Source organism: Mesorhizobium sp. LSJC285A00, from assembly GCF_000503155.1.
Classification (GTDB): domain Bacteria; phylum Pseudomonadota; class Alphaproteobacteria; order Rhizobiales; family Rhizobiaceae; genus Mesorhizobium.
Map to the genome: position 1 here is coordinate 1 of NZ_AYVK01000018.1, position 17,243 is coordinate 17,243.

A 17,243-nucleotide genomic window follows, 5' to 3' on the forward strand; every position below is an offset into this window, starting at 1 on the left:
GCTCGAGTTCGGCCAGGATGACGCGCGCGCCCTGGTCGGCAGCGGCCTTGGCGGCTGACAGGCCGGCCGGGCCGGAGCCGACCACCAGCACGTCGCAAAACGCGTTCATGCGCTCGTAGCGCGAGGTGTCGGCGGCAATACCGGCGCGGCCCAGGCCGGCGGCGCGGCGGATGAAATGCTCGCAGAACATCCAGAAGCGGGTGCCTTTCAGGGGGCCGAAGACAGGGCCCATGAAGGTCTTGTAGTAGAAGCCGGCGGCCAGGATCTTGCCGCCGAGCTGGTTGACGGCGTTGATGTCCCAGGCGAGCGAGGGAAAGCGGTTCTGGCTGACGGCCACCAGCCCGTCATAGATCTCGACCATGGTTGCGGCGATGTTGGGCTCGCGCACTTCGCCGCGCAGCATCGTCACCAGCGCGTTCGGTTCCTCGACGCCGGCCGAGAGCAGGCCGCGCGGGCGGTGGTATTTGAATGAGCGGCCGAAAAGCGTGACGCCGTTAGCAAGCAGCGCCGAGGCCAGCGTGTCGCCGGCATGGCCGGTGTAGGGCGTGCCGTCGAAGGTGAAGCGGATGGTGCGCAGCCGGTCGACGCGGCCGCCAGTCTCGGTGCGGCGCGGGCTCACGACTTGCCTCCGGCTTTGTGCCGGGCGGCGGCATTGTGGTCGCCGCGGGCGAAACCGGTGCTGGAAATCTCATGCGTGACCGTGTTGCGCACCATCCTCAGATGGGTGCGGCAGCCGCCCGAATGCTGCCAGATCTCATTGTGGTCGCCGGCCGGGTTCAGCCGATCGTAGACATAGGCGTTCCAGGCGTCGAGGTCCTGCGAGTTGGGCTGCGGGCGCTCGCGGTTGCCGTCGCCCTGATAGGTGAACTCGATGACGTCGCGCGGGCCGCAATAGGGACAAGTGATAAGCATTTGTTTGAACCCTAATGCAGCCGGGGCGTTGCGCCCTGGCCCTTGTCGTCAATCACTAGGCCGCGATAAAAACGGTCGAGCGTGAACGGCGCGTTGAACGCGTGCGGTTCGTCCTTGGCGATGGTGTATGCGAAGCACCAGCCCGAGGCCGGCGTCGCCTTGAAGCCGCCATAGCACCAGCCGCAGTTGAGATACATGCCGGGCAGCGGGCCGGTGGTGATGATCGGCGAACCGTCCATTGACATGTCGCAGACGCCGCCCCAGGAGCGCAGCATGCGTACACGCGCAAGGCCGGGAAACAGCGCCAGCATCTCGCTCATCACCTCATCGACGATGGGCAGGTTGCCGCGCTGAGCGTAGCTGTTGTAGCCGTCGATGTCACCGCCGTAGACGAGGCCGCCCTTGTCGGACTGCGACATGTAGAAATGACCCATGCCGAAGGTCAGCACCGTGTCGACGAAAGGTTTCAGCGATTCGGTGACGAAGGCCTGCAGCACATGGCTCTCGATCGGCATCCTGTCGATGCCGGCAAGCTGCATCACCCGTCCGGTGCTGCCGGCAACGGCCACGGCGACTTTCTTGCCGCGGATCTCTCCGCGCGTCGTCTGCACGCCGGTGATGCGGTCGCCGTCGCGCAGGAAGCCGGTGACCTCGCAATTCTCGACGATGTCGACGCCGCGTCGGTCGGCGCCGCGGGCATAGCCCCAGGCAACCGCATCGTGACGGGCGGTGCCGGCGCGCGGCTGCATCAGGCCGCCGACGATGGGAAAGCGCGCGGAGGCCGACATGTCCAGCGCCGGGACCAGGCGCGCGATCTCGGCGGTGCTCATCAGCTCGGCATCGACGCCGAGATGGCGCATGGCGTTGCCGCGCCTTGCCAGGTCGTCGAACTGGCCCGGCGTGTGAGCCAGATTCAGGCAGCCGCGCTGCGAGAACATGACGTTGTAGTTGAGGTCGTGCGAAAGGTTCTCCCACATCTTCATCGAATGTTCGTAGAAGCGGGTGTTGGACGGCAAAAGGTAGTTGGAGCGCACCGCCGTGGTGTTACGGCCGACATTGCCGGAACCCAGCCAGCCCTTTTCCAGCACCGCGACATTGGTGATGCCGTGCTCCTTGGCCAGATAGTAGGCCGTCGACAGGCCGTGGCCGCCGCCACCGATGATGATGACGTCATAGGAAGCCTTGGGGTCGGGCTTGCGCCAGGCCGGCTTCCAGTCCTTGTTTCCCTTGAGCGCGTTCGTGAGAAGCGAAAGGGCTGAATATTCCGCCATTCTTCATGTCATCCCTAGAGCATGATGCCGAAAAGTGTGAAGCGGTTTTCGGACGACATCATGCTCTATATCTTTGATTTTTAGAGCCGGATGATTTCATGTCCAACAGACCTGAAGCCATCCGGCTCGGGTGCGATGCGGCAGACTATAGAGCAGGCGGCGTGCGCAAAGCCAAGATTGCGCCATGGCTTTTCGACTGGCCGACTCCCGCAAGGCGCCCAACTGTCATGACTTCGCCACGACTTGCCCCACGGGATGAGCGTCTCTATCAAGGACCGCTTTAGAAGCGGCCTTTGCCGCCCTTTGAGTCGCCACCATTATGTCTTTTCGCTTCTTTCGCCTGATCTTGGTCCTCGCGCTCGTTGCCTTGGCGCCGCATTCGTTCGGCGCGATGGCGCAGGGGCTTGGCCAGGCGCCTGCCGGGCTGGTCGCCGACCAGCAGAAAATCCTGCAGGGTTTGACGACGAAAACCGACGCTCTGGAGAAGAAGGTCCAGGAGGACGGCGTCGACGACACCACCCTTGTCGAGATCCGCCTGCAGTTGGAAGAGCTGTCGCGCGCTGCGCTGAACAGCGCGCTGGCGTTTCGTTCGCGGCTGGGAGAGATCAATTCGAGGCTCGAGCAGCTTGGCGCCCCGCCGGCTGCCGGACAGCCCCCTGAACCGGACATCGTGACCGGCGAGCGCCAGGCGCTGGCGTCGGAAAAGGCGGAGATCAACGCCGTCATCGCCGGGGCGCAGAACCTGTCGATTCGCATCAATTCGCTGATCGAGAAGATCGGTAATATGCGCAGCGAGCTGTTTCGCAGCGGCCTAACCAAGCGCTATGTGCTGTCCGATGCACTGAGCCCCCAGGTGTTTTCCGACGCAAGGGACGAATACGCCAACTTCTACAGGGCGGTGTCATCGTGGCTGAGCTTTGCCTTCAAGTTCAAGTTCCAGGCGATGCTCGCGGCGACCCTCATGGCGCTTGCTTTGGCGGTGGTGCTTCTGGTCGGTGGGCGCCGCCTGTTTGGGCGCATCTTCGAGCCCGACGCGTCGGTTGAAGATCCGACATATCTCAGTCGCCTGTCGGTGGCGTTCTGGTCGACTTTGCTGCCGACGCTGGCGGTCAGCGCCTTCCTCGCCTCGACGGTGTTCCTGTACAACTACTACAATGTGCTGCGCGGCGACATAGGCGTTTTCCTCAACGCGCTGGCAGCCGTCATCGCCATAGTGTTCTGTGTCAACCGCCTGACCAATGCGGCTCTGTCGCCCAGCATGCCGAACTGGCGCCTGATCCAGGTCGAGACCGGCCCGGCGCGTTGGCTGGTGCGGCTGACGACGGCCATGGCAGTCGTCATCGGCATCAACAATTTCCTGTCGATCGTCAACGACAAGATGGGCTCGCCCCTGTCGCTGACGGTGGCCAGGAGTTTTGTCGCCACCGTCATCGTGGGCGTCATCCTGATCCTTATGGCGCTGCTGAAGCCTTACAAGGACGCCGACGGGCGCTGGCGCCCCTGGCCGGCCTGGCTGCGCTACACCTGTGTCGCGCTCGGCCTGTTCACGATTGCGGCGGCACTGTTCGGCTATATCGGTCTTGCCATCTTCGTCTCGTTGCAGGTCGTGGTCACCGGCACCATCCTGCTCACCGCCTATATCGGCTTCCTGTCGGCGCGCGAGATCGGCGAGGAGGGTGGTTTCGCCGGCACGTCCATCGGGCGCTGGCTGAAGACCAATTCCAGCTATGAGGACACCGCGCTCGACCAACTCGGCCTCGTCGTCAGCGTCGCCATCAACCTGATGATCGTGCTGGTGTTCCTGCCGCTGATCCTGTTGATGTGGGGCTTCCAGCCCGGCGATATCCAGGCCTGGGGCTATAAATTGGCGACAGGCGTCACCGTCGGTTCGGTGACGATTTCGGTCACCGGCATCCTCACCGGCATCGTCGTTTTCATCATCGGCTATTTCCTGACCCGCTGGTTCCAGGGCTGGCTCGACGGCTCGGTAATGGCGCGCGGCAAGGTCGATACCGGCGTGCGCAACTCGATCCGGCTGGCGGTCGGCTATGCCGGCGTCGCGCTCGCTGGGCTCGTCGGCATCTCGGCGGCGGGCATCGATCTCTCCAACCTGGCGCTTGTTGCCGGCGCACTTTCGCTGGGTATCGGCTTTGGCCTGCAGAATGTCGTGTCCAACTTCGTGTCCGGCCTGATCCTGCTCGCCGAGCGGCCGTTCAAGGTCGGCGACTGGATCGTCGCCGGCGACACATCAGGCACGGTCAAGAAGATCAGCGTGCGCGCCACCGAAATCGAGACCTTCCAGCGGCAATCGGTGATCCTGCCCAATTCGAACCTCATCAACAACGCCGTCGGCAACTGGACGCACCGCAACAAGCTCGGACGTGTGGAGATCAAGGTCGGGGTCGCATATGGCAGCGACGTCAAGCGGGTACACGCGGTCCTGCTTGAGATTGCGCGCGGCCATGCGCTGGTGCTGAAGAACCCGGAACCCTTCGTCCTGTTCACCAATTTCGGGCCGGCAGCACTCGAGTTCGAGATCCGCGTGTTCCTGGCCGATGTGCTGAACGGCGCCATCGTTCAGAACGATATCCGCTTTGCCGTTCTCGATGCTTTTGACGCCGAGCACATAGAAATCCCCTCGACGCCGCGCGCCGAGGTCAAGGTCAAGCAGACCGACGCATGGCCGATCGACGACGACAAGATCGAGGTCGAGTTCGCCGAGAAGGAGCAGGCGGAGGCCAGAGCCGCCGCCGAGGCGAAGCGGCTGGCCAAAACTGGTCGCAAGGCCCGCAAACCCGATCCCAGCTAAGGCCCCAAGCTCCTCCCAAACCAATTGCGGCATGAATGCGGCATTCAGTTGCGGTTCAGCTTGCATCTCCTATAAGCTCACATGCAAAGGCGAGAATGCCTTGCGAAATGCAACAGAGGCGGTGTGGAAACACCGATATTGCAAAATGTGGAAGTCGCTCGTCGTCGCCATCGCTCTTACCGCAGCGAGTGGCTCGGCCTTTGCCGCCAGCGCGGTCAACAAGGATGCTGAGACCCGTACGCTGATCGTGACGGAAGGCGGCGGCAAGACGGAGCTGGCGTTGGCCGCCGGCGAAACCGTGGAATTCTGCCCGAACGGCTGTTTCGTCACCTTGCCCAATGGTGACCTCGAGGCCCTGACCGGCTCGGAAACGGTCGAAATCTCGGGTGGCGTTGCCCGCATCAAGTAAAGTCGGCAAGCAGCTCTTGCAGAGGCCGGGCAATGCCCGGCCTTTTCTCGTCTACGGCAACGGTTGCTTAACGATGACGAGGGAAATACCCCGGCGCATATCCGTTGCAACCAGACGTTTTAACGTTCGTTGCGCCGTTGCTCGCTATGCCGGATACCCAGACGCCGAAACGTGGCGCGACGGGTTTTTGAGCTGGGCAGGAAAGATATGGATGCGCGGTCGGACAAGAACGCAATCCCGCTTGCGGTCGACCTCGACGGTACGCTGATTGCGACCGATCTTCTTTGGGAAGGCCTGTTCATCCTGCTCAAGAAGAATCCGCTCTATGTTTTCCTGGTTCCGTTCTGGCTGGCCGCCGGCCCGACGCGGCTGAAACAAGCGATTGCCGACCGCATCGACATCGATCCGGCCTCGCTGCCCTATCGCGAAGCGCTGCTGCAGCGGCTGCGCGCCGACCATAGCGACGGACGCAAGATCGTGCTGGCGACCGGTACGCCACGCAAGTTCGCCGAGACGATCGCCGCGCATCTGGGCGTCTTCGACTATGTGCTGGCGACCGACGGTCCCCACAACATGACCTCGGGCCGCAAGCGCGACGCGCTCATCGCCGCCTATGGCGACGGCGGTTTCGACTATGCCGGCAACAGCCGGCACGACCTCAAGGTTTTCGGAGCCGCACGCAACGCCATCGTCGTGGCGCCCGACCGCCATGCGAAGCGCTGGCAGGCCGCGCATAGCGCCGAAAGGATGCCGGCGCCGAAAAGGACATTGAAGACATTCGTCAAGATGCTGCGGGTGCATCAGTGGCTGAAGAATTCGCTGATCGCGGTGCCGATGGTGCTGTCGCATGAATACTTCAACATCAACATGATCTGGCAATGCCTGCTGGCGTTCGTCTCCTTCAGCGCCGTGGCTTCCGCCATCTACATTCTCAACGATTTCTTCGACCTTGCGCTCGACCGCAAGCATCCGACCAAACGCAACCGGCCTTTCGCCAGCGGCGCTTTGTCGATCCCGTTCGGTCTCGGCGCGATGGCGGTGCTGCTGGCGATCGGCATTGCCGCCGGGCTTCTGTTGCCGATCGAGTTCCTGGGCGTGCTCGCCGGCTATCTGGTGGTGACCACAGCCTATTCGCTGTCGTTCAAGCGCATGCTCCTGGCCGACGTACTGACGCTGGCCGGGCTCTACACGGTGCGTGTGCTGGCAGGTGCTGCGGCGACCGGGGTCGAAGTCTCGTTCTGGCTGCTCGCCTTCTCGATTTTCTTCTTCCTGTCGCTGGCGCTGGTGAAGCGCTATGTCGAACTGCGCACCACAGCCATTCCGGTGGGCGAGCGCATTGCCGGTCGCGGCTACCGCATCGAAGATCAGGAGATCGTCGCCCAGGCGGGCATGGCGTCGGCCTTCTCCTCGGCGCTGGTGCTGGCGCTCTACATGGACAGCGTCTCCGTGCGCGAACTCTATCCGCATCCCTGGCTGGTCTGGCCGCTGGCGCCGATCGTGCTGTATTTGACCATGCGGGTCTGGATCCTGGCGCGCCGCAACGAGATGAATGACGATCCGGTCATCTTCATCATTCGCGACTGGCGAAGCCAGATCGTCGTGGTGATCGGCGCCGCCCTTCTGGTCGCGGGAGGCTGGTAGGGCATGGCCGGCGAACGGTACGGGAGTTTTGGCCTCGCCACGCCGGCCGCAAAGCGAGCCATCGCGGCCGACGATGCCATCGCGCTGATGCGAAGCGGCAAGGCGACAAAGAACGCTCTGCTCGCCTATGGCAATGGCCGCTCCTACGGTGATTCCTGCCAGAACGAGCCAGGTGCGGTCGTGGACATGCGGCCGCTGAACCGCATCGGCGCCTTCAATGCCGAGACCGGCCTGCTCGAGGCGGAGGCCGGCGTGTTCCTCTCCGATATCATTGCGCACACTGCACCTTACGGCTTCTTTCCGACTGTGGTCCCAGGCACCCAGTTCGTCACCCTTGGCGGCGCGATCGCCAATGACGTCCATGGCAAGAACCATCACCGGCGCGGCACTTTCGGCTGCCATGTCGAGTCTCTCACCCTGTTGCGCTCGGACGGGCGGACCTACACCTGCTCGGCAACCGACAATGCAAGGCTGTTTGCGGCGACGATCGGCGGCATGGGGCTGACCGGCCTGATCCTGTCGGCCTCGATCCGGCTGATGCGGGTGCATTCGCTCGACATCGCCGAGAAGGTAACGCGGTTTGCCGATCTCGGCGAATTCTTCGAACTGGCCGAGGCCGCCGACCAGGCCAATGAATATGCCGTCGCCTGGATCGACCAGCTTGCCGGCGGCCATGGCCGCGGGCGCGGCCTGTTGTTGACAGGCAATCATGCCGAGTATGGCTCGCATGCGGCGTCTCGCGCCGGCTCCCGTTTTTCAGTGCCGTTCCAGCCGCCGTTCAATGTGCTCAACCGGCCGTTCCTCACCGCCTTCAACGCCGCCTATCGGTGGAAGAAGGGGCGCTCGCCGGGGCCGAGCCAAACCGGCTACCAGGGCTTTTTCTTTCCGCTTGATGGTGTCGGCGACTGGAATCGGCTGTATGGCCCGAAAGGTCTCTACCAGCACCAGAGCTTGGTGCCGGAAAATGTCGCGCGTCAGACCGTGCCGGCGCTGCTCGATGCGGCGCGACGGGCCGGGCAGGGCTCTTTCCTCACCGTGTTGAAGCGCTTCGGCTCGATCCGCTCGCCGGGGCTGCTGTCCTTTCCGCGGCCAGGCTTCACGTTGACGCTGGATTTCCCCAATCGCGGCGACAGGACGCTGGCCCTGCTCAGCGAACTCGACCGCATCACGGTCGCGGCCGGCGGCGCGGTCAACCCGTACAAGGATGCGCGCATGGGCGCTGATACTTTCGCGGCCTCCTTCCCGAATTGGCAGCGGCTTGAAGCGCTGCGCGACCCGGCTTTCGTGTCCAGTTTCTGGCTGCGGACGGCGAAAATGCTCAACGTCCGGCCAAGGCGTGTCGAGGCAGCTGAATAGGTACAATCCGAATAAGTCATGGTGAATAGATCGTAAGTTCCGTAGTTTACTCAAAGCATTGTCGTGACTTCACGAAATGTTTGCAGGTTAGTAATAGGACCGTTGCGAGTGGCGGGTGCAAAATATGAAATACATCGTCTTCATTCTGTTCACGGTCATGACCAATGCCGCCGCGCAGCTGATGCTGAAGCAAGGCATGATGTCGCTCGGTCCCATTTCGTTCGAAGGCACCAATCCGCTGTTGAGGCTGTTGCAGGTCGTTTTCAGCCCATGGGTGTTTCTCGGCCTGTGCACCTTCGTCATCTCGATGGCTTCGCATCTCTACGTGCTGTCCAAGGTCGAGCTCAGCTTTGCGTATCCGTTCCTCAGCCTTGCCTATGTCGCGGTTGCGATCTTCGCCTATTTCATCTTCCGCGAGGACCTCAATGCCTGGCGCATTGCCGGCATCGCCTTCATCTGCGTTGGCACCGTGCTGATCGCGCAAAGCGGTCGAGACTTGGGCGGGCGCGGGCATGACGACCAAACCGCTTCCATCATCCCCGACAAGATCCAGACAAACGAGATCGTTCGATGAGACATGTTATTTTCGGCGGCGACGGCTTCGTCGGCCGTCATCTTGCCCCGAAGCTTGTGGCCGATGGTGAAGAGGTTGTCGTTGCCGACATCGTCAAGAGCGACCTGACGCACTATCGCAACGTTCGCTTCGTCACCTGCGATGTCACGGATACGGCCTCGGTGGCCAACATCGGATTGAAGGCCGACGACATGATCTACAACCTGTCGGCCAAAATGCTGTCGCCGATCCAGGTGCGGGCCAAGCGTCACGACTTCTTCTTTCCGGTGAATTTCCATGGCACCGAACACATCATGCAGGCGATGGACAAGGCCGGCGCGTCCAAGCTCGTCCACTACACCACCGACATGATCTACGGCCATACGGTCACCCAGCCGATGACCGAGGAACATCCGGTCGCGCCGCTCGGCGAATATGGATGGTCGAAGCAGAAGACCGAGGAACTCGCCGCGCAATGGCGCAAGCGCGGCATGTCGATCTCGCTGTTTCGCCCGCGTCTGATCATCGGTCCCGGCCGGCTCGGGATCCTGGAAAAGCTGTTCAAACTGATCGACTGGAATTTTCCTGTGCCGATGATCGGCTCGGGCAAGAACCCCTATCAGTTCATCTCGGTGTTCGATTGCGCGGAAGCTGCCCGCTCGGCCTGGAAGGCAGGCGTGCCCAACCAGGCTTATAATCTGGGCTCCCTCAATCCGCCGCCGGTGAAGAAATTGCTGGGCGACCTGATCAAGCATGCCGGCTCGAAATCGCTGCTGATCCCGACGCCGGGCTGGGCGGTCAAGCGCACCCTCGACCTGCTCGATCTCATGAACATGCCGATCATGGATCCCGAACAATATCTGATCGCCGATGAGGAGTGCGTGCTCGACGTATCCAAGGCCGAGCGCCAGCTCGGCTGGGTGCCGCAATATCGCGACGAGGACATGCTGATCGCCGCCTACAGCGAATACCGCGCCAAGAAAGACGGGCTTGCCGTCACCGCCAATCATGTCCCCGCCGAATAAGTGGGACGACCAGGAGAACTCCGAAATGACCGTCATGGCCAAGCCTGAGCAGACGAACGCGCGCACCATGGTCGGCGCGCCGGCGTTGTCGCCTACCGCCATCGCCAAGCCCGACCTGATCAGCGTCGAGCAGGCGAAGGCGATGGATGTCGCGCGCATGACCGACCTGTTCAAGGCGCATCTCAATCCGGGCCAGCTGCATTTCATGAAGCTGCTCGGCTTCCACAAGATCAAGATCGAGCGTGCCGAAGGCATGTTCTACATCGACCAGAACGGCCGCAAGATTCTCGACTTCTTCGGCGGCTTCGGTTCGCTGGCCTTCGGCCACAACCATCCGCGCATCCTGGAGGCCAGGCGCAAATTCCAGGAGGAGAAGCGCCAGGAAATCGCCATCGCCTTCATGTCGCAATATGCATCGGCGCTGGCGCACAACATCGCCAAATGCTCGCCCGGCGATCTCGACATGGTATTTCTGGGCTCGTCGGGTTCGGAAGCGATGGAAGCGGCGGTGAAGCTCGCCGAGCGCGCCGCCGGGCCGAAGCGGCCGAAGGTCGTCTATGCCGAGAATTCCTTCCACGGCAAGACCAAGGGCGTGCTCGGCATCACCGACGGCCAGCTCTACCGCGCGGACTTCAAGATGGCTGAGAACACCGTGCGCATTCCGTTCGCCGATATCGAAGCGGTCGAGCGGCTGTTCCGCTCCGACCCGGAGGTCGGCGTCATCGTACTCGAGACCATCCAGGGCGGCGGCGGCATCATCCAGGCAGAGGCGCAATACTGGCAGAAATTGCGCGCGCTCTGCGACCACTATGGGGTGCTGTGGGTGGCTGATGAAGTGCAGTGCGGCTATGGCCGGTCCGGCCGCTTCTACGCCTTCGAACATTATGGCGTCGTGCCCGATGTGACGGCGCTGGCCAAGTCGCTCGGCGCAGGCAAGGCGGCGGTCGGCGCGATGGTCGCCCGGCGCGAGGTCTATATGAAGGCCTATGGCACGCCGAAGACGGCGATGATCCATGCCATGGCCACCTTTGGCGGCATGGGCGAGGCCTGCGTCACCGCGATCGAGGGCATCAACGTGCTCTATGATGAGGGGCTGATCGACAACGCCGCCACTGCCGGCGACTATCTGCTGCAGCGCCTGCAGGCGCTGAAGGAGAAGTACCCTAAGATCATCAAGGACGTGCGCGGCAAAGGCTTTATGATCGGGCTCGAGTTCCACGACTTCTCGCAGACCTTGCCGATGGTGCTACGTCCGATCGTCAGCGTCCTCGACGACAAGCTGAAGGGCTCGCTGTCGGGCTTCGTCGGCGCGCTGTTGTTGCGCGACTATGACGTGCTCGTCGCCTTCACCGAATACAACCGCAACGTCATCCGTCTCGAGCCACCGCTGATCTGCCAGCGCGAGCATGTCGACCGTTTCGTCGATGCTTTCGACAGCCTGCTGTCGCGCGGCATCGTGGGAATCGTCAAGGATTTCGTCAAAAGCCAAGTCCGTTAAAAGAAGTCCGTTGAGCGAAGTCCTGAGTCCGACAATGCTGAGCAAGTCTCCCGCCCCGCAAAACACACTCGACCGGCTGACTGCGGCCGCTCTCGCGTGGGGCGAGGGGACTTATGCGCGATGGGCGGCTCCGGTCGGCGCGATCGCGTTTTCGCTCTATATCCTGCTGACGGCGTTCATGGCCTTGACGATGCCCGACGCCAATTGGGACATGCTGCCCTATCTCGCCATCGCCGAGGAGGGCGCTTATCCCGATGCGCAGGCATTGCATGACTATGCCTACAGCACGGTCCAGGCCGGCGTGTCGGCCGGCGACTACAAGACGCTGACCGACGATGGTGGCGGTTTCCGCAGCCATATGGCGCAAAATGCCGCCGACTTTCACTCGCTGCTTGGCATGTACCGGATCAAGTTCCTCTACGCCGAGATTCTTTCGACGATGAGTTCGGTGATGTCGCCTGTCGAGGCGATGCGGGTGCTGCAGGTGGTCTCGGTGCTGCTGTTCGGGATGATCACGCTGCTGTGGCTGCGAACCGAAGGCGCGTTGGCGCTGGCGCCGGTGGCCGGCGCGGTGCTGATCATGGCCGATTTCGGCGACGCGGCACGCGCCTCGACCCCGGATCTGTTGTGCTCGGCGCTGTTCCTCGGCGGGCTGCTTGCCTATGTGCGCGGCCGCGAGGCAGCGACCGCTGTCCTGCTTTTCCTGGCCTTCATGGCGCGGCCGGACAATATTGTTTTTCTGGCCATCTTCGCCGTGCTGCTGCTGGTCTTCCGGCAGCGGGCGTGGGGCGCGCTGGCCGGCTTTGCCGCGTCCTTCGTCGCTTATTTCGCGATTTCGCATTGGGCGCAGCATCCCGGCTGGTGGCCGCATCTGTGGTTCTCCAGCATCGAGCAGCACTACAATATGGATGGCTTCGAGCCACCGTTCTCGGTTGGCGCCTATGTCAAGGCGTTCGCCGCATCCTTCATTCGCGCCACCAGCCTCAACAGTTGGGTCGGGGTCTGGGTTCTGGCGCTGGCCGGGTGGCTTGCGCTCAGCCGCGCCGGCTTCCGGCTCGATCGCCGCGCCGGCATCCTGCTTGCAGCACTGGTGCTTGGCGTGCTGGCGAAATTCACCGTCTTTCCGATCCACGACACCCGCATCTACTTCCCGAACCTTCTGCCGCCCTACCTTTTGCTCGTCGGCCCGATCATGGCGCTGTGGGCGTCGGCAAGCCTGAATGGAAGGCGGCCCATCGCCTTGCACGCCATACCTGGAGATAAGCCATGAGTTCCATTTCCGGCCTGGCGCGCATCGCCCTTTCGCTCGGCCTGCCCGCCGGCCTGCTCGATCGGGGGCCGGCGTTGCGTGGCACGAAATTCCTGGCCAAGGCGGCGCTGAAGGCGCGGTTTGGCGGTGGGCAAGCCTTCCAGATGGTCAATGTCGGCGCTTGCGACGGCGCGCTGTTCGACGACGTCACGCCGTGGCTGCACCGCATTCCGCGGGCGCGGGCCGTGCTGGTCGAGCCGATCCCGTACAATCAGAAGCGGTTGCGGGCCAACTATCCCGACACGGAACGCTTCGTCATCGAACCGGTCGCGGTGACGAAGACCAAGGGCACGATCACCGTCCACACTTTCGATGCCGCGGCACTCGAGGCCGGCACGCTGCCGATCGAGTTCATCGGCTGCTCGTCGGTCACCGACACCAATCTGATGTCGGGCAAGAATGCCTGGGGCGAGGACGACGCCAATTTCAACAAGTTCGCGCCGCACGTGAGGGATATCGAGGTGCCGTCGGAAACGCTGCAGACGCTGCTCGACCGCAACGGCATCACGCATATCGACGCCTTCCTGGTCGATTGCGAGGGCGCCGACTGGATCGTCTTCGAACAGCTCGATCTCAAGCGCTATCGTCCGGGCATGATCAAGGTCGAGGTCGGCGCGCTGCCGGCCGCCGAAATCGGCCAGGTCGTGGTCAAGCTGAAGACATCAGGCTATCAGGTCGGCTTCCAGGCCGAGGACATCTGGGCCTTCGCCTGAGATAGATCGCCACTGGCGGCACGCCGGCGCGCCGGGTCGCGTCGCATCCGCGACGTGTCGCAAACAGGCGGTAGCTGCATCCACGTCCTCTGCATATTGTGCGCCATTCGAACGGGCGCGGACGCGCCCGCTTTATCCCCTTGGAGTCGCGGGCAATGGCAGAGTTTCCGAAACAGGCGAAGGTCGTCATCGTCGGCCTGGGTGGCATTGTCGGCGCGTCGATCGCGCATCATCTGATCGAGCGCGGCTGGACCGACATTGTCGGCATCGACAAGTCGGGCATCCCGACCGATATCGGCTCGACCGCGCATGCCTCGGACTTCTGCTACACCACGAGCCATGATTTCCTGTCGTGCTGGACGACGCTCTACTCGATCGATTTCTACGAAAAGATGGGCCATTACGCCCGCATCGGCGGTCTCGAAGTGGCGCGCGTCGGCGACGACAGCCGCATGGACGAGATCAAGCGCAAGATCGCCTCGGCCAAATCCTTCGGCACCCGCGCCCGGCTGATCGAACCGGCCGAGATCAAGGAAAAATTCCCGCTGATCGAAGAGTCCATGGTGCAGGGCGGCCTGTGGGATCCGGACGCCGGCCTGGTCATCCCGCGCTCGCAGACCGTCGCCGGCAAGCTGGTCGACCAGGCGGAAGCGTCGGGCAAGTTGAAGTCCTTCGCCAACACGCCGGCCAAATCTCTCATCGTCGAGGAGGGCCGCATCAAGGGCGTCGTCACCGACCGCGGCACGATCATGGCCGATTATGTCATCGTCTGCGCCGGCATCTGGGGCCGGCTGATCGCCGAGATGGTCGGCGAAGACCTGCCGGTCATGCCGATCGACCATCCGCTGACGTTCTTCGGTCCCTACAATGAGTTTGCCGGCACGGGCAAGGAGATCGGCTGGCCGCTGCTGCGCGACCAGGGTAATTCGGCCTATATGCGCGACACCGGCGACCCCAGGACCGCCGAAGGCGGCCAGATCGAATGGGGTTACTACGAAGAGACCAATCCGCGTCTTTGCCATCCGCGCGATTTGCTGGAAAAGGATCAGGCGCGGCTGTCGCCGTCGCAGCGCGATCTCGACATGGAGCAGATCCTGGCGCCGCTGGAGCGCGCCATGGAACTGATGCCGATCCTGGGCGAACTCGGCTACAACGAAAGCCATTCCTTCAACGGCCTGTTGCAGGTGACCGCCGATGGCGGCCCGTCCATGGGCGAGAGCCAGAAGGTGAGGGGCCTCTGGTACGCCGTCGCCATCTGGGTCAAGGACGGCCCCGGCATGGGCAAGCTGATCGCCGACTGGATGACGGACGGCCGCACGGAAATCGACCATCACGCCATCGACTATGCGCGCTTCTATCCGCACCAGACGAAAGAGCAGTTCATCTGGGATCGCTGCACCGAGACGGCGATGAAGGTCTACAATCCGGCGGTGCATCCGCGCGAGCCGTTCTCCAAAGGCCGCAACATCCGCCGCTCGCCATTCTGGGAGCGCGAGAAGGAGCTTGGCGGTTACTTCATGGAGCTGGGCGGTTGGGAGCGCGCGCATGGCTATGCCGCCAACGAGCATCTGCTGGAGAAGTATGGCAACCGGGTTCCCATACGTGAGAACGAGTGGGACAATCGCCATTTCTGGCGGGTGTCCAATGCCGAGCACCTGGCGATGAGCGAGGATTGCGGCATCGTCAACCTCTCGCATTTCTCGATGTACGACATCGAAGGGCCGGATCATGTCGCGCTGCTGGAGTGGCTGTGCGCGGCCAAGATCGGTGGCGACAACAACATCGGCAAGGGTATCTACACCCACTTCCTCGACGAGGAAGGCATGGTGCGCGCCGACTTCACCGTCATCCGCATGGCCGACCGCTGCCGGCTGATCGACGGCGCCGACGCCGGCCCGCGCGACTTCCGCTACATGCAGCGCACCGCCCAGGACAAAGGCTTTGACGTCACCATCACCGACGTGACGGAAAAATATGTCACCATCGGCATCTGGGGACCGAACGCGCGGGCGACGCTGCAGAAAGTGGTCGAAAATCCGGATGGTCTCTCGCTCGAGAACTTCCCGTTCGCGGCGATCAAGCCGGTCAGGATCGGCGGCAAGGACGTCACCGCCTTCCGCATCTCTTATGTCGGCGAGCAGGGCTGGGAACTGCATATGCGTTACGAAGACGGCCTGGCCGTTTGGGACGCGCTGCGCTCGACCGGGGTCATGCCGTTCGGCGTCGAGACCTATGCCAACACCCGGCGCATGGAAAAGAGCCTGCGCCTGCAGAACGCCGACCTGTTGACCGAGTACAATCTGCTCGAGGCCGACCTTGCCCGACCGAAGGTCAAGGAGAACGATTTCTGCGGCAAGGCAAAACATGTCGAATACCGCGCCCGCGAGCACCAGCCGGCGATCCTGTGCACGCTGGTGATGACGGAAAACGTCGATTCGAAAGGTGTTGCCCGCTATCCCGTCGGCACCATGCCGGTGATGGATCCGAAGACCGGCGAGACGCTGGTCGACGAACTCGGCCGCCGCTCCTTCACCACATCGATGGCCTATGGCCCGACCATCGGCAAGAACATCGGCCTCGCCTATCTGCCCTGGGCCCATGCCCAGGAGGGCCGCAAGTTCGCCATCGAATATTTCGGCGAGACCTACCCGGTCGAGGTGGCTGCCGTCGGCTACAAGCCGCTCTACGATCCAGAGAATTTGAAGCCGAGGAGTTGAGCGCCGTCGATTTCTCGGCAGCACCGCTCATATTGGTGTGACGCAAAACGAACAGACGAAAGCCCGGCTTCTTGCCGGGCTTTTCTCTTTGTAAGCTGGCAATTCTCGCCTACCGTCGCTTCGGGCGGAGTGAAGCACTTGCGGCGATTTGGCTGGGACAGGAAGAACGATGCGCTGGTGTTCAGCGTGAATGGGAACATCCCCGTTCTCGTCAGCTGGACCTTTGCCATCCCGGTTGTCCTGCCCTTTCTGCACGAGTGGTCGACGCGTCCCAAAACCGCGCTGATCCACACATCGATCTTTGCCGCACTGTTTTTCGTATCGGTGATCCTGCACGAACTGGCGCACACATGGGTTGCCCACCGGCAAGGGATCGGCACCAACAGGATTGAGCTTTATCTGTTTGGCGGGGTTGCCTACTCAAGCGCGGCGCCACGTCGTCCTATGGTTGGGCGTGGATTGCGTTTGCCGGACCCCTGACCAACATCCTGTTGGCGGCGTTTTTCGCTGCTTCCTATTATCTGATCGCCAAACCTTTGGCGCCTGTCGAATCGGACAGCTTGTTCAGTGCGCCGCCTCCAATGCCGATGACTTATCTTGCGTGGACGCTATGGATCGGCGCCATGTTGAATGGGGTACTCGCCGTCCTCAACATTCTACCGGCATACCCTCTGGATGGTGGGGTGATCGCGCGGCATCTGCTTGCGCGGCGCTTCGGCGAGGGGCGGGCGGCGCGTATCGTCGGGTTCTGCGGTGTCGTGCTGTCGGTATTGCGTTTCGCCGTGATCCTGCCCGCCGCGATAGCAGGCATCCTGTTGTGGCTGCCGCCATCATTCAAGCCGAACTGGAGGGCGCTTCGTGGCACCGGCAGAAAGAAGTCCCGTCCAAACCCGGAAGCGGCGAAGGCCGGAGCCGACGACGTGGAATGGCGCGGCAAAGGTGGGCGACCCATCAACAAATGAGGCCGAACCGCGCCGCCGTTTCGGGGTTAGATGTAGAAGCCCTCAGTCCCGGCTTTTTGCTTTGTCAG

At 62.6% G+C, this 17,243-nt stretch carries 15 protein-coding genes; 12 read left to right on the plus strand and 3 right to left on the minus strand.

From position 1 onward, the window contains the following. The 3 genes from X726_RS0135315 to X726_RS152870 all read right to left on the minus strand — a co-directional run. Positions 1-619: 2Fe-2S iron-sulfur cluster-binding protein (locus X726_RS0135315; protein WP_031214991.1), on the minus strand; the 619-nt coding region annotated here is incomplete at its 3' end. Then, positions 616-912 (minus strand): sarcosine oxidase subunit delta, encoded by a 297-nt coding sequence (locus tag X726_RS152875; RefSeq protein WP_023670367.1) that lies wholly within the window; start codon positions 910-912, stop codon positions 616-618. The genes X726_RS0135315 and X726_RS152875, both read right to left, overlap by 4 nt. Positions 913-923: 11 nt before the next feature. Further along, entirely contained in the window at positions 924-2,183 is a 1,260-nt protein-coding gene (locus X726_RS152870) for a sarcosine oxidase subunit beta family protein (RefSeq protein ID WP_023670368.1), read from the minus strand. Between the two features lie 319 nt (positions 2,184-2,502). On the opposite strand from X726_RS152870, the gene X726_RS152865 reads away from it, so the two are divergent. From X726_RS152865 to X726_RS1000000168095, 12 genes are all read left to right on the plus strand, one after another. Next, entirely contained in the window at positions 2,503-4,992 is a 2,490-nt protein-coding gene (locus X726_RS152865) for a mechanosensitive ion channel family protein (RefSeq protein WP_023670369.1), read from the plus strand. A 145-nt stretch (positions 4,993-5,137) separates the two neighbouring features. Beyond that, positions 5,138-5,401, plus strand: a complete 264-nt coding sequence (locus X726_RS152860) for a hypothetical protein (RefSeq protein WP_023670370.1) — start codon at positions 5,138-5,140, stop codon at positions 5,399-5,401. Positions 5,402-5,608: 207 nt separating this feature from the next. Further along, on the plus strand, positions 5,609-7,042 hold the full coding sequence (locus tag X726_RS152855; RefSeq protein WP_023670371.1) for a UbiA family prenyltransferase: 1,434 nt from the start codon (positions 5,609-5,611) through the stop codon (positions 7,040-7,042). 3 nt (positions 7,043-7,045) lie between these two features. Then, entirely contained in the window at positions 7,046-8,398 is a 1,353-nt protein-coding gene (locus X726_RS152850) for an FAD-binding oxidoreductase (protein ID WP_023670372.1), read from the plus strand. Between the two features lie 124 nt (positions 8,399-8,522). Beyond that, positions 8,523-8,972, plus strand: coding sequence for an EamA family transporter (locus X726_RS152845; RefSeq protein ID WP_023670373.1), 450 nt, complete (start codon positions 8,523-8,525; stop codon positions 8,970-8,972). Further along, a complete protein-coding gene (locus X726_RS152840) occupies positions 8,969-9,976 on the plus strand; it encodes an NAD(P)-dependent oxidoreductase (protein WP_023670374.1) in 1,008 nt (335 codons plus the stop codon). Before X726_RS152845 ends, X726_RS152840 begins: the two co-directional genes overlap by 4 nt. Before the next feature lie 67 nt (positions 9,977-10,043). Continuing rightward, positions 10,044-11,474, plus strand: a complete 1,431-nt coding sequence (locus X726_RS152835) for an aspartate aminotransferase family protein (protein WP_245261312.1) — start codon at positions 10,044-10,046, stop codon at positions 11,472-11,474. Between the two features lie 34 nt (positions 11,475-11,508). Next, on the plus strand, positions 11,509-12,744 hold the full coding sequence (locus tag X726_RS152830) for a glycosyltransferase 87 family protein (RefSeq protein WP_023725592.1): 1,236 nt from the start codon (positions 11,509-11,511) through the stop codon (positions 12,742-12,744). Next, positions 12,741-13,496: an FkbM family methyltransferase gene (locus X726_RS152825; protein WP_023670377.1), complete on the plus strand. Its 756-nt coding sequence runs from the start codon at positions 12,741-12,743 to the stop codon at positions 13,494-13,496. Before X726_RS152830 ends, X726_RS152825 begins: the two co-directional genes overlap by 4 nt. A gap of 155 nt (positions 13,497-13,651) precedes the next feature. Then, entirely contained in the window at positions 13,652-16,213 is a 2,562-nt protein-coding gene (locus X726_RS152820; RefSeq protein WP_023670378.1) for an FAD-dependent oxidoreductase, read from the plus strand. A gap of 177 nt (positions 16,214-16,390) precedes the next feature. Then, positions 16,391-16,693 (plus strand): hypothetical protein, encoded by a 303-nt coding sequence (locus X726_RS1000000168090; protein ID WP_210164217.1) that lies wholly within the window; start codon positions 16,391-16,393, stop codon positions 16,691-16,693. An 11-nt stretch (positions 16,694-16,704) separates the two neighbouring features. Continuing rightward, positions 16,705-17,175 carry a site-2 protease family protein gene (locus tag X726_RS1000000168095; RefSeq protein WP_023670380.1) on the plus strand — a complete coding sequence of 157 codons (471 nt, stop codon included), beginning with the start codon at positions 16,705-16,707 and terminating at the stop codon, positions 17,173-17,175. Positions 17,176-17,243 lie beyond the last annotated feature (68 nt).